This window comes from Arthrobacter sp. StoSoilB22 (genome assembly GCF_019977315.1).
In the GTDB taxonomy this organism is placed as follows: domain Bacteria; phylum Actinomycetota; class Actinomycetes; order Actinomycetales; family Micrococcaceae; genus Arthrobacter.
This window is the reverse complement of the sequence record NZ_AP024652.1, coordinates 4,140,724-4,152,499: the sequence shown is the minus strand read 5'-3', so window position 1 is coordinate 4,152,499 and position 11,776 is coordinate 4,140,724. Positions and strand designations below refer to the sequence as shown.

Here is an 11,776-nt window from a genome sequence, read left to right as displayed (position 1 = left end):
GTTGATGCGGCAGTGGAGCAAGAAGCTCTGGACAGGGCCTTCATGGCTTTGGCGGATCCGGTGAGGCGGGCCATGGTGGCACGCCTGTCCCGGGGAGACGCCACCGTCAACGAGCTCGCTGAACCGTTCGCCATCACCAAGCAGGCGGTTTCCAAACATATACAAGTCCTGGAGCACGCAGGATTGGTAACCCGCTCACGCGACGCCCAGCGCAGGCCTGTCCACTTGGATGCTGCCGCCTTGGAGCGGCTGACCGCATGGATTGACCAGTACCGGCTGATCGCCGAGTCGCGCTTCCGGCAGCTGGACGAGCTGCTGGGTGCCGGTGACTCTCACCAACAACAAGAAAACAAACCAGCAAAGAAGAAAGAGGAACTGAAATGAGCAATCCAACAACAATCACCGCTGACCCTGGCGTCCCGTTCGTTGACACGGTCCGTGAATTCGATGCCCCGGTCAGTGCGGTCTTCAAAGCCCACGTTGATCCGGATCTCTTGGCTAAGTGGCTGGGCCCGCGCAGTACTCAAACGAAAATTACCGAGTACAACGCCACCACTGGCGGCAGCTGGCGCTACGAGAGCGGCGACGATAACGGAATGGCCGGATTCCGCGGCGTTTTCCACACGGTCGAACCCGACGCTTTGATCATCCAGACCGTCGAGTTCGAGGGCGCGCCCAACCAAGTGGTCATCAGCACCACCACTTTCGAAGATATCGATGGCAGGACGCGGATGTCCGCGCACGAGGTCTACCCCTCGGTTGAAGCACGGGACATGGCTTTGGCTACCGGGATGGACTACGGCGTGATCGAAGGATACGAGCGCCTGGATGAGCTGCTTGCGGCCTAGCGGCGTGCCGGCTATATCTGCGGTAGAAGCGGAAGGAGTTGCTCGGACAACAGCACTGTCCCCAGCCCGATCATGATGATTCCGCTGATCAGGGTCACAACGCGGGCGGCGCCGGGCCGGGAAGCCAGCAGTGTCCTGGAGGTCAATGCGACGGCGGTGTACACCATCCCGGCCAGGATCACGAAGGTCAGGCCCAGCAAGCCGGACTGGACCGGAACCGGCAGTGCCGCCTCGGGGCTGACGAACTGTGGCACCAGCGCCACGAAGAAGAGCAGGCCTTTGGGATTTATACCGCTGGTGCCCATGCCCTGAAGGAAGGTGCGGAGCTGGTTTCCGGACTGCACGACGCCGCCTTCCGCACTGAAGCTCGCGCCTCGCCACGAGCGGATGGTAGCCACGCCGAGCCACAGCAAGTAGGCAGCTCCCGCGATGGTCAGCCACCCCAGTAGTCCTGGGACTCCCGCCAAGAGGGCTGCCAACCCTGCCGTCATTAGCGCGGTGTGGACGACGTATCCGCTGCACAGGCCGGCGACGGCGGGGACGAAGCTGCGTTGCTTGAGGCCGGCCGAAATCGAGTAAGCCCAGTCGACGCCGGGCGTGCACGCCAAGCTGACGGCGACGATCATGAAGGCCATAAACAGCTGCGGGTTCACGTTTTCTCTCCAGGGCTAGGTGGTAGGAAAACTCTAGGGAAAAACCGACCATAAGTGTTCCTCTTTTTAGCCCACTGCCCGTCGTTCCCGGTAAGATTATTGCGTGATTGACGGGATCGATAGAAGTATTTTGCGCCACCTCCAAGATGACGGCCGGATGACTGCCACAGCCCTTGCTTCGAAGGTGGGTTTGACGGTGGCTCCCTGCCACCGGCGGCTCCGCGATTTGGAATCCTCAGGGGTGATCCGCGGCTACCGTGCAGACATCGACCCTGCCGCAGTGGGCCTGGGTTTCGAAGCGATTGTTTTTGTGACCCTCAAGCAGGTGGAACGCACCATCATGGCGGAGTTTGAAGAGCGCGTCACCGCCAGTCCCAACATCGTGGAGGCGCAGCGGCTCTTCGGGTCGCCTGACTATCTGCTGAAGGTCATTGCCGCGGACCTCCCCGCGTATCAGCGGTTCTACGACGACGAACTGGCGGCCCTTCCCGCGGTTGAACGGCTGACCTCAACGCTGGTGATGAAGAACCTGAAAACCAACATCGGACCCCCGGTCTAAGGCCCTACTCCGCGAGCAAGCCAGTGGTCCGGTAGGGGATCACTTCCCGGAGGAACATGCTGGTTGACGTGCGCACTATGCCAGGGCACAGGCGAATCTCTTCCGATACCCGGTAGAGATCGTCCGGACTCTTGGCAACCACCCTGATGATGAGGTCGGTGTCGCCGGCCGGGGCGTGGCATTCCAGGACTTCCGGGATCTCCCGCAGTGCAGCGATGGCCTCATTCAGGTGACTTTGATCGAGTTCGGCGCTGACGGCGGCAGCCACGCCACGCCCCAAAGCCGAGGGCAGGACGCGGCTGCTGTTGGGGCGGAGGGCGCCGGACGCCGTCATTCGTTCCAGGCGCGACTGAACCGTTCCGCGAGCGAGGTGCAGCTTCTGGGCCAGCACCATGATGGGCACGCGTGGATCCTCGTCCAAAGCAGCGAGGATCCGGCGGTCCGTGGCGTCGAGTTCCTGCAATGTGACCACTCCCTGACTAAGTTTTCACGTAAGACTGGTCAGATCGACTAATCGTTCTGATGTCCGTTGCACCAACTGTATGTCTTCTGCTCAAATGATGACAACGAAGCAGGACGAGGCTACCGCCAAAACCCGCAGGCACCAGGACCCCGGAACACCACCCGGAGCCCTGCACAGGTTTCCCGCAAGGAAGCAGCCGCTGATTGACTCTTGTTCACAGCATTGTCATTCTGCACCCGCCCCTTCACCCGGGCGTCACAGCAAGAGCCCCTGAGCTACCGGATCGTTGCGGTAGCTGAGGGGCTCTTGTGGTTGGCTTGGATCATGACTTCCGCTGGCCGCTTCGCCCCGAGCCCCTCCGGCGAACTGCACGTCGGCAACCTTCGCACCGCAATTCTCGCCTGGCTATTCGCCAAGTCCAGCGGCCGGGATTTCCTGCTGCGCGTCGAGGATCTGGACCGCGCCCGCTCCGGTGCCGAGGCTGAGCAGCTCCGCGACCTGCAGGCCGTCGGCGTCAGGTGGGACGCCGCCGTCGTGCGCCAGACCGAGCGCGCGGAACTGTACGAAGCCGCGATTGCGCGCCTCACGGCTGACGGCCGCACCTACGAGTGCTTCTGCACGCGGCGGGAGATCCAGGAAGCTCCGTCCGCACCGCACGCCCCGCAGGGCGCTTATCCGGGGACGTGCCGGCGACTTTCGCACGCCGAACGCGAGATCCGGCATGCGACGCGTCCGGCATCCATCCGCCTGCGGTCCGACGTTACAGAGTGGGCTGTTGAGGACCAGTTGCACGGCACCTACCTGGGAGTGGTGGATGACTTTGTGCTTCGCCGGAACGACGGCGTCACCGCCTACAACCTCGCGGTAGTTGTTGACGATGCTGCCCAAGGAATTGACCAGGTGGTGCGCGGCGATGACCTCCTCCCGTCCACCCCGCGGCAGGCCTACCTGGCGACGCTGCTGGGGCTGCAGGTCCCTGAATACGCCCACGTTCCGCTGGTGGTGAATCACGACGGCGTCAGGCTGGCAAAGCGCGACGGTGCCGTGACGCTGGGCGACCTCGCCGCCGTCGGAATTCCCGTCCAACGCGTGCGTGACCTGATCCTTGGGTCCCTGGATTTGCCTGCCGGAAGCGTCCAGGATGCGCTCCAGCACTTCACCCCGCAAAATGTGCCAAAAACGCCTTGGGTGTGGAAAACTCCCCAGGCCTGAATCGGCCGCCGCGTAGGCTGTCTGAATGCAGTCACAGCTGATCGCCCCAGGTTTCGAACCCGTCGCCGAGCTCTTTGGCCGTTTTCTCGAGCAGGATCCTGACTATTCTGCGCAAGTGGCGGCGTACCATCGCGGCGTCAAGGTGCTGGACCTCAGCGGCGGCCCGCACATCCGCCCTGATTCCGTCACGGGCGTCTTCTCGTGTTCCAAAGGCATGGCCGGCCTGGTCATCGCGTTGCTCGTCCAGGACGGCCAGTTGGATCTTGAAGCCGAAGTGGTCAAGTACTGGCCCGAGTTCGGCGCTGAGGGCAAGTCCTCAGTGACGGTGGCGCAGCTACTTTCGCATCAGGCCGGGCTCCTTGGAGTGGAAGGTGGCCTGACCCTCCACGAGGTCAACAACTCAGAGCTCGCAGCCGCCAAGCTCGCACAGCTGCCGCCCCTGTGGAAGCCCGGCGCGGCATTCGGATATCACGCGCTGACCATTGGCATCTTCATGGAAGAGCTGTGCTGGCGCATCACCGGTTCCACGCTGCAGCAGGTTTTCGAGCAGCGCATCCGCGCAGTCACGGGCGCGCATTTCTACCTTGGCCTCCCGGAGTCCCAGGAAGCCCGCTTTGCACCTTTCCGTTGGGCGGCCGACCCGTCGTGGCCATGGGTGGACCCGGCCAGTCACTTCGGCCTGGCTGCCAACTCGGCAGTCGGTGACATCCTGGACCTGCCCAACATCCGTGAAGTCAGGGCGGCGGGGCTGAGCTCGGCGGCCGGCGTGGCCAGCGCGGAAGGCATGGCGAGGATCTATGCTGCGGCGCTGACCGGGCTGGAAGGCGAAGCCGCCACGCCACCTCTCCTGACAGAGGAAACCATCCGGACAGTCTCCGCTGAACAGGTCTTCGGGATCGACCGCGTGTTTGGCGAGACGGGCTGCTTCGGCACCGTTTTCATGAAATCCCATACGCGGATGCCGTTCGGCAGCTACCGTGCGTTCGGGCACGACGGCGCCAGCGCATCTTTGGGGTTCGCGGACCCTGTGTATGAACTCGGCTTTGGGTACGTGCCGCAGACGGCCGAGCCCGGGGGAGTGGGCTGCCGCAACTTCCTCCTGAGCTCGGCGGTGCGGGAAGTGATTGCCGGGATCGCGGCTTAGTGGACTTGCGAGGCTTAGTTGACTTGCGCGGCCGGGACTCCGGCCGTCATTCCTGCCCATAAAGTGTCCGTGGTGGCAATGACCACGTCTTCCACTGAATTTCCGTCCAACTGCCCGCCAGCCGCGAGAAGGGCTGTGCCATGGAGGCTGACGAAGCACACCATAGCCAGTGTCTCGGGGTTGCCGGGAGCCAGGACGCCGGCCTCCTGCGCTTCAGCGATCATGGCCTGGGCGAGGTGTATGCCTTGGGCGCCGGTGCTTCGAAGTTCATCGCTGGAATCGGGGTGGTGCTTGGTGGAGTACATCACCGTCAGCAGTGCGGGGTGCTCAACGGCGAAGTCGACGTACGCCTTCCCAACGCTGACGAAACGTCCCCGGAGGTTTTCATAGGACTGGGCGGCATCCCGAATGCGGCGGTTCATCGACTCAAAGCCGGCCATGGCCACGGCGTCGATCAGGGCCTGCTTGTCGCGGAAGTGTTTGGCCGGGGCTCCGTGGCTGACGTTCACGTCGCGGGCCAGCTGCCGCAGGGAGAGTCCGTCCACGCCAGCTTCTTCGATGGTTTCCATGGCACGCTCCAAAAGTGCTTCCCGGAGTTTGCCGTGGTGGTAGGGCTGGTCAGTCATGGGTCAAGTCTAGGCCAATGTAGTCATTGACAACAATGTAGACACTGCCTACCATGTAGACAGCGACTACATTAGTCTTCGACTCAACCGACGGGATCCAGCCATGACCATGACCTACGCAGGTACCACCGCACTCATCACCGGTGCCAGCTCCGGACTCGGCGCCGAATTCGCCGGGCAATTTGCTGCCCGGGGTTCCAACCTCGTCCTGGTGGCCAGGCGCGCAGACCGTCTTGAGGAGTTGGCCCAGGACCTGCGCTCCCGGCACGGTGTCACCGTTACTGTGCTCCCCATGGACCTCGGCCGGGCAGGAGTTGGACGCGAGCTCCTCGGCGAACTGTCCGGCCGCGGAATCACCGTGGACACGTTGATCAACAACGCGGGTTTCGGTACCCATGGTCCGTTGGTGGAGGAGGACCCGGACACCATTGCGTCCGAGATCTCCTTGAATGTGGCCGCCCTCGTGGACATTACCCGTGCCTTCCTGCCCGGACTGCTCGCCTCGGGGAAGGGTGCCCTGTTGAATGTTGCAAGCACGGCCGCTTTCCAGCCCATTCCCGGCATGGCCGTTTACGGCGCCACCAAGGCCTTCGTCCTGAGCTTCACCGAAGCCGTTGCCCACGAAACCAAGAGCTCCGGACTCAACGTTCTGGCCCTTTGCCCCGGAGCGACGCGCACCGAGTTCTTCGACGTGCTGGGCGGCGAGTCGGCGGCGGTTGGCAAGATGCAGACCTCGGCCCAAGTTGTGGGAACTGCGCTCAAGGCCCTCGATCGCAAGGACACGCCCGGCAGCGTGGTTTCGGGCTTGGCTAACCGCGTTGCGGCAGGTTTCGCTCAGCGTTTGCCCAGGGCCATCACCGTTGCCATTGCAGCCCGCGCAGTTCAAGACTGGTAGAGCGGGCAGAGCCGGTAGGCCGGGTAGCTCGGTGTTTCGGGGCCCGAACAGCGGATAGCCTGAAGGGAAGGACCGATCCCCGTCGGTCCCTCTTCAAGCCGGAGGCCAGCATGACCGAACCACGCTTTACCGTAGAGACAGCCCAGGTTTTGGCCGAGGTGGCTCACAACCGGCAGAAGGACAAACTCAAACGGCCGTATCGGGAGCACGTTCTGGCCGTGGGCGACGCGCTCGCCGACTTCGATGAAGATATCCAGATCGCCGGATACCTTCATGACATCGCCGAAGACACCCCTATCACCCGGCAGGCCCTGCTCGAAATGGGGGTGTCCGAGCGTGCGGTAGACATCATCGAACGTGTCACCCGCCGCTTCCACGAGGACCCGGATGATTACGACGCCGGTATCCGTTTCGTAGCGGAGGACCACGACGCAACGTTGGTGAAGATCGCGGACAACGCCCACAACTCCCTGCCCGAGAGGGTCAAAGCGCTTGCGGAAAAGTGGCCGGACAAGCCTCCGGTAACCCGCTACGCCGATGCCCGCCCTGTGCTGTACACGGCCGTTCCTCGCGAAGAGGTCCGGATGATTCTGGAGCGCATCAACCCGTACTTGCTGCGGGAACTGGACGAGATCGTCCCCGAGTAACCCCAATCCACCCGTTGTGGGGCCTACTCTGCATGCTTTCGAGTCGATATTGCGTGCAGAGCGGGCCTCGCAACGCACCGGAATGCCCTAGCCAGCGGCGGATTCGAGCCGACGGAGTGCTGCCGCCCTGCCTTTGTGCCCACGCCGTTCGTCGTACCCAATGGACAGGCCCAGCACCAGCATCATTGCCAGCATGCAGATGGGCACGGATGCACCGGCCGCGGCCAGGGCAATACTGGACGCCAGACCCAGGACCACCAGCGCGGAACTCCAGATGAGGTCGCGATCCGGACCCAGCATGATGCAGTAAAGGGTGGTGAGTGAGGCCTTGAAGAGGATCACCGGGATGGCGATGGAGGCCACGGCAGCAGCCGCCGGGATGTGTGTCTCGTGATCAATGAAGTACGCAGCGACGTGGAGTCCCGCGCCTGTAGCCGCAATGGCTGCGAAGACCGGCATGTGCCCATAGCCAAACACCCATGAGCGATGCCGCTGGACGTGAAGTGCAGGGCCTGAGGGCAGGATGAAGTAGATCCACCACATGGCGAAGGCCAGCCCGGTTCCACTCAAGCCCACCAAGGCGGCGTCCATGGACCAACTGTGTGTGGCAACGATTGCCCGCAGGGTTTCAATAGCGCCAATCAAACATTCACCCAGGGCGATGATGGCAAGCAGGCCGTATCTTTCAGCAATGTGGTGAGCATGCCAGGGCGTACGGATCTTGCGTTCTGCGAAGTACGGGGTCGCCATCTCCAGGACAAACAAAGGGGCCGCCAGGAGGAACGTGGTGAGCACATCCGTCTCAATCACCAAGGCGATGACCCAGCCAACTTGCACGATTGCCAGGTACTTCGCGTAACGGAGGCATGTCTCGCGGCGTTCCGGGTCTTGGCGGGCAGCGCGCAGCCACTGGAAGATCAAAGCTACGCGCATGATGATGTAACCGATGAGGATGGCCACGTTGTTGACATGATCCCCTTCCACAATCGAGTGGAACATCGGCTCAATGCCCATGGCCAGGATGAGGACGCCAACCATCTGAATCATGGTGACCACCCTGAACACCCAGTCATCGGTGTCGTAGGCGCTGGCGAACCACGTGAAGTTGATCCAAGCCCAGATCACCGCGAACATAGCGAAGCTAAAGCCCAAAAGGCCCGCCCCGAAATGCGCTTCGGCCACCGCGTGCGCGAACTGGCTGCCGGCAACACCGAAGGCAATAACAAAGGTCAGGTCGAAGAACAGCTCAAGCGGGGTGGCGGTGCGGTGTTTTTCGTGGGGATCGCGGCCGCCCATGCGGGAGAGCGCATGGCGAAGGGGATTCGAGGACATGGCTCAAAGATTACCGCCACCCATGGGCCCCTCGCCGAGATCGCTGGAATGCGTCCAGATCGCCGGATAGACCCGGCGATCTCACACCATTCCGGCGGCCCGGCAGCGTTCCGGCGATCTCGCCGGCAGAAACCTACACCCGCCCCAGCACGTCGATGTCTTCCAGGAAGTCCTGATGCACCTCGGGGCTCACGGTGGTCCGGGTATCCGCAATCGCGTCGAGGTAGTCCTGCGTCTCGGGTCCCTTGCGCCCGGTGGACCCGGCCCCGGACGCAAGGCCGGCTGAACCGCCCGAGGCAGCATCGTCGTCGTACACTGCTTTTTCCAAAGCCCGCTGGGAGGCGCTGCGCGCAGCGAACTCGATGTCCGCCGGTGAGAAGCCTTCGGTTCGGTCCACCAGCTGGGCAATATCGACTGAGTCCACCACGGCTGCGGGGATGAACCGCTGCCACATGGCCTCGCGGGCATGGACGTCCGGGAGCCCGATGGGAATGACGTAATCGAACCGACCGTGGCGCAGGAACGCGGTGTCCAGGGCGCGGATGAAGTTGGTAGCGCACACCAGCAGCCGGCCGGGTTGTTCGCGGAAAGCCGGGATGATTTTGAGGAGTTCGTTGGTGACGCCCTGCAATGGCGACGGCGGATCGCCGGCGCGCTGCGACGCGATCTCCTCCACTTCGTCGATGAACACCACGGCGTGTTCCAGTTCGGCAATTTCCAGGAACGTCTCGCGCAGAGCACCGGCCAGGCCCTTGGGATCGGAGGCGAGGCGAGACGGGAACACCTCCACAAACGGCCACTCAAGCCGGGACGCAATGGCTTTTGCGAACGTGGTTTTGCCGGTGCCTGGAGGACCGAAAAGTACCACGGCCCGGGGCGGAACAACGCCGTATTCATCGGCCAGATCAGCCTCAGCCAATGGCAGAACCAGTCGGCGTTCAAGGAGTTCCTTCTCGCGGCGCATGCCGGCCACGTTCTCCCAGAGATCCCGGGCAAGGATGCGCCCGCCCAAGAGCCCCAATGCCCCGAGTTCCTGCCGCTGCACGGGGATGGTCCGCTCGAAGTAGCGCAGGTTCTTCTTCACCACAAAGCCGCGGCCCAGGAATGCTTCCACCCGCGTTTCCGTTTCCGGCATCAGCGCGGAGAGTTTGTTGAGCCCGTGCGGGGCCATGCGGTTCTCGACGGCGGACAGCAGCGAGGTGCCGATCCCGCGTCCGCGGAACTCCGTCAGCGTTGCCAGGAAAACGATCCAGCCTTGGTCGTGGGCGGCGCGTCCGACGGCGGCTCCCACCACCTGCTCACCCTGCACCGCCACCACGGCATGGTCCTTTTCACAGGACGCCAGAACCTCGGACAGTGCGTATACGGGTTCCACGCCGTCGGCTTTGAGTGACTCCCAGAGGTGCAGGATGCCGTCCAAATCGGACGAGTGGAAGTCCCTGATGCGCCAGTTGCTCATGGCTGTATCTCCTGAGTCTGCTAAGTGAGTCGCCGTTGATCTCTTGGAGTTGAGCATAGGCGAATCACCGCTGCCGGAGGTTGCGGGCCCGTTGCGTTACGAAGCAACGCGCGACGGCGGCCTGTCGGCGCGCGCGTTCGCTCCGGCGTCGTACCTCCCACCTAAGATGACTGAACCGGCCGCAGCCGCAGGCCCTGCATGCCGCCGTCGACCGCCAGTGAGGTTCCCGACGTCGATCCGGACAGCGGGCTCGCCAGGTAAGCGACGGCACCGGCCACCTCAGCAGGGTCCACCATCCGGCCATGCGGTTGGCGGGCATTGAGGGCGGCGCGCTCGCCGGCGGGGTCAGCGGCTGAATCGAGCAACCGGCCAACCCACGGGGTGTCTACTGTGCCGGGGTTCACGCAGTTCACGCGGATGCCCTCCCGAACGTGATCCGCGGCCATGGCGAGCGTCAGCGCCAAGACGGCGCCCTTCGACGCCGAGTACAGGGCACGCTGCGGGAGTCCGGCCGTCGCGGCGATGGAACAGGTGTTCACGATCGCAGCCGCCGGGGATTTGCGCAGGTACGGGAGTGCTGCCCGGCTGACGCGCGCTATGCCCACCACGTTGACGTTAAGGACTCGCAGCCATTCGTCGTCATCGTTGGCCGAGATGTCACCTTGCGCGCCGATGCCGGCGTTGTTGATCACGATGTCCAGGCGGCCGAACTGCTGTACAACGCGCTCGACGGCGGCACGCACCGAGCCGTCGTCGGCGACGTTGCACTGCACTCCACAGTGCGGGCTGGTTTCGGGGGCCAGGTCCAGGACCGCCACCTGCGCGCCCCCTGCCGCCAGGCGGTCCGCGATGGCTGCCCCGATGCCCGAGGCGCCGCCGGTTACGAGTGCTGTGAGGCCTTCGAAGTCGTTGCCCACCGAGGTTGCCACGGCGTTAGGCGTAGATGTGGGCGGTCGCACCGGACTGCGCGCCGGCCTGCGCACGGAAATACTCCTGGCGCTGGCGTCCAAGTCCTTCAATTTCCAGTTCCACCGCGTCGCCGGGCTGGATGAAGGGGAAACGGCCGGACAGTGCCACACCCTCCGGCGTGCCCGTGATGATCACGTCGCCCGGCTCCAGGACCATGTACTGGCTGAGGTGGTGCACGATCGTTGCGGGGTGGAAGATCATGTCCGAGGTACTGGAATCCTGGCGGGCCTCACCGTTGACCAGGGTCTGCAGGCGGAGGTTGCCGGCATCGATGTCCGAGGCTGGAACCAGCCACGGGCCCAGGGGAGTGGAGCCGGGAAGGGATTTGCCTTTGGTCCACTGTCCTGCGGCGCCGGGGATTTGGTAGTCGCGCTCCGAGAGGTCGTTGGCCACGGCGTAGCCGGCGATGCATGCCTCGGCGTCAGATAGGGAGGAAAGGTATGACGCTTCCTTGCCGATCACGATTGCCAGTTCCACTTCCCAGTCGTACTTTTCCGACGACGGTGGGATGGGGGCGGCGTCGAACGGCCCGGCGATGGTATTGGTGGGCTTGAGGAAAACTACGGGAACCTCGGGCGGCGTAGCACCGGATTCGGCAGCATGAGCAGTGTAATTGAGGCCGATGGCGACGACGGCGCCCGGGCGGGCAATGGGTGCACCGATGCGCAGGCCCTCCGCTGAGATCTGGGGAAGTTCCCCTTTCTCCAGGGCTTCGCGGGTGCGTTCGATGCCGTCCGAGGCGAGGAAACCGCCGTCGATGTCTTGGGTCAGGGCCGTTAGGCTGAAGTACTTTTCAACACCGGCGGCGTCCTGGGCGATGACGGCCGGTTGTTCGTTTCCGGCCGTACCCAGCCTGGCGAATTTCAAGGTCATGGCTTCCTCCGTGCGTTCGGGACTAACATCCGAACTCTAGTGTGGTGTTGTTACCCATAATACGGAAATGTGACCCATTGACAAGGTATACATCCG

The 11,776-nt window shown here is 63.5% G+C and carries 14 protein-coding genes; 7 read left to right on the top strand and 7 right to left on the bottom strand.

The annotated features are described in order from the left end of the window. Nucleotides 1-42: 42 nt before the first annotated feature. Complete coding sequence (locus LDN70_RS19230) at nucleotides 43-384, top strand: ArsR/SmtB family transcription factor (protein ID WP_187697089.1); 342 nt, start codon at nucleotides 43-45, stop codon at nucleotides 382-384. Next, on the top strand, nucleotides 381-848 hold the full coding sequence (locus tag LDN70_RS19225) for an SRPBCC family protein (RefSeq protein WP_011776421.1): 468 nt from the start codon (nucleotides 381-383) through the stop codon (nucleotides 846-848). Before LDN70_RS19230 ends, LDN70_RS19225 begins: the two co-directional genes overlap by 4 nt. 11 nt (nucleotides 849-859) lie before the next feature. Here LDN70_RS19225 and LDN70_RS19220 read toward each other — a convergent pair whose 3' ends face one another. Then, nucleotides 860-1,501, bottom strand: a complete 642-nt coding sequence (locus LDN70_RS19220; protein ID WP_223941139.1) for a LysE family translocator — start codon at nucleotides 1,499-1,501, stop codon at nucleotides 860-862. A 103-nt stretch (nucleotides 1,502-1,604) separates the two neighbouring features. Here LDN70_RS19220 and LDN70_RS19215 point away from each other — a divergent pair, with 103 nt between their 5' ends. After that, nucleotides 1,605-2,060: an Lrp/AsnC family transcriptional regulator gene (locus LDN70_RS19215; RefSeq protein ID WP_011776419.1), complete on the top strand. Its 456-nt coding sequence runs from the start codon at nucleotides 1,605-1,607 to the stop codon at nucleotides 2,058-2,060. 4 nt (nucleotides 2,061-2,064) lie between these two features. On the opposite strand, the gene LDN70_RS19210 is transcribed toward LDN70_RS19215, so the two are convergent. Then, nucleotides 2,065-2,523, bottom strand: a complete 459-nt coding sequence (locus LDN70_RS19210) for an Lrp/AsnC family transcriptional regulator (protein WP_024818488.1) — start codon at nucleotides 2,521-2,523, stop codon at nucleotides 2,065-2,067. A 324-nt stretch (nucleotides 2,524-2,847) separates the two neighbouring features. Between LDN70_RS19210 and gluQRS the strand changes: the two genes are divergently transcribed. After that, nucleotides 2,848-3,735, top strand: a complete 888-nt coding sequence (gluQRS, locus tag LDN70_RS19205) for a tRNA glutamyl-Q(34) synthetase GluQRS (protein WP_223941138.1) — start codon at nucleotides 2,848-2,850, stop codon at nucleotides 3,733-3,735. Between the two features lie 25 nt (nucleotides 3,736-3,760). Next, nucleotides 3,761-4,879, top strand: a complete 1,119-nt coding sequence (locus LDN70_RS19200; protein ID WP_223941137.1) for a serine hydrolase domain-containing protein — start codon at nucleotides 3,761-3,763, stop codon at nucleotides 4,877-4,879. Nucleotides 4,880-4,893: 14 nt separating this feature from the next. On the opposite strand, the gene LDN70_RS19195 is transcribed toward LDN70_RS19200, so the two are convergent. Continuing rightward, nucleotides 4,894-5,505 (bottom strand): TetR/AcrR family transcriptional regulator, encoded by a 612-nt coding sequence (locus LDN70_RS19195; RefSeq protein WP_142937636.1) that lies wholly within the window; start codon nucleotides 5,503-5,505, stop codon nucleotides 4,894-4,896. A gap of 103 nt (nucleotides 5,506-5,608) precedes the next feature. Here LDN70_RS19195 and LDN70_RS19190 point away from each other — a divergent pair, with 103 nt between their 5' ends. Further along, entirely contained in the window at nucleotides 5,609-6,400 is a 792-nt protein-coding gene (locus LDN70_RS19190) for an SDR family NAD(P)-dependent oxidoreductase (RefSeq protein ID WP_223941136.1), read from the top strand. Between the two features lie 110 nt (nucleotides 6,401-6,510). Continuing rightward, nucleotides 6,511-7,047, top strand: a complete 537-nt coding sequence (locus tag LDN70_RS19185; RefSeq protein WP_223941135.1) for an HD domain-containing protein — start codon at nucleotides 6,511-6,513, stop codon at nucleotides 7,045-7,047. 87 nt (nucleotides 7,048-7,134) lie between these two features. Here the strand turns inward: LDN70_RS19185 and LDN70_RS19180 are convergent, their stop codons facing one another. From LDN70_RS19180 to LDN70_RS19165, 4 genes are all read right to left on the bottom strand, one after another. After that, nucleotides 7,135-8,379, bottom strand: coding sequence for a low temperature requirement protein A (locus LDN70_RS19180; RefSeq protein WP_166842460.1), 1,245 nt, complete (start codon nucleotides 8,377-8,379; stop codon nucleotides 7,135-7,137). Nucleotides 8,380-8,512: 133 nt separating this feature from the next. Then, nucleotides 8,513-9,838, bottom strand: coding sequence for an ATP-binding protein (locus LDN70_RS19175; RefSeq protein ID WP_142937640.1), 1,326 nt, complete (start codon nucleotides 9,836-9,838; stop codon nucleotides 8,513-8,515). 161 nt (nucleotides 9,839-9,999) lie between these two features. Next, the gene (locus tag LDN70_RS19170) at nucleotides 10,000-10,767 is read right to left on the bottom strand and encodes an SDR family NAD(P)-dependent oxidoreductase (RefSeq protein ID WP_223941134.1); all 768 of its coding nucleotides are present in this window, start codon (nucleotides 10,765-10,767) and stop codon (nucleotides 10,000-10,002) included. A 4-nt stretch (nucleotides 10,768-10,771) separates the two neighbouring features. Next, complete coding sequence (locus tag LDN70_RS19165) at nucleotides 10,772-11,680, bottom strand: fumarylacetoacetate hydrolase family protein (RefSeq protein WP_223941133.1); 909 nt, start codon at nucleotides 11,678-11,680, stop codon at nucleotides 10,772-10,774. Nucleotides 11,681-11,776: the final 96 nt, after the last annotated feature.

Coding starts and splice junctions, on each gene's coding strand:
- LDN70_RS19230 (WP_187697089.1), top strand. CDS start 43: ATGGCTTTGGCGGATCCGGTGAGGCGGGCCATGGTGGCACGCCTGTCC.
- LDN70_RS19225 (WP_011776421.1), top strand. CDS start 381: ATGAGCAATCCAACAACAATCACCGCTGACCCTGGCGTCCCGTTCGTT.
- gluQRS (WP_223941138.1), top strand. CDS start 2,848: ATGACTTCCGCTGGCCGCTTCGCCCCGAGCCCCTCCGGCGAACTGCAC.
- LDN70_RS19200 (WP_223941137.1), top strand. CDS start 3,761: ATGCAGTCACAGCTGATCGCCCCAGGTTTCGAACCCGTCGCCGAGCTC.
- LDN70_RS19195 (WP_142937636.1), bottom strand. CDS start 5,505: ATGACTGACCAGCCCTACCACCACGGCAAACTCCGGGAAGCACTTTTG.
- LDN70_RS19190 (WP_223941136.1), top strand. CDS start 5,609: ATGACCATGACCTACGCAGGTACCACCGCACTCATCACCGGTGCCAGC.
- LDN70_RS19185 (WP_223941135.1), top strand. CDS start 6,511: ATGACCGAACCACGCTTTACCGTAGAGACAGCCCAGGTTTTGGCCGAG.
- LDN70_RS19180 (WP_166842460.1), bottom strand. CDS start 8,379: ATGTCCTCGAATCCCCTTCGCCATGCGCTCTCCCGCATGGGCGGCCGC.
- LDN70_RS19175 (WP_142937640.1), bottom strand. CDS start 9,838: ATGAGCAACTGGCGCATCAGGGACTTCCACTCGTCCGATTTGGACGGC.
- LDN70_RS19165 (WP_223941133.1), bottom strand. CDS start 11,680: ATGACCTTGAAATTCGCCAGGCTGGGTACGGCCGGAAACGAACAACCG.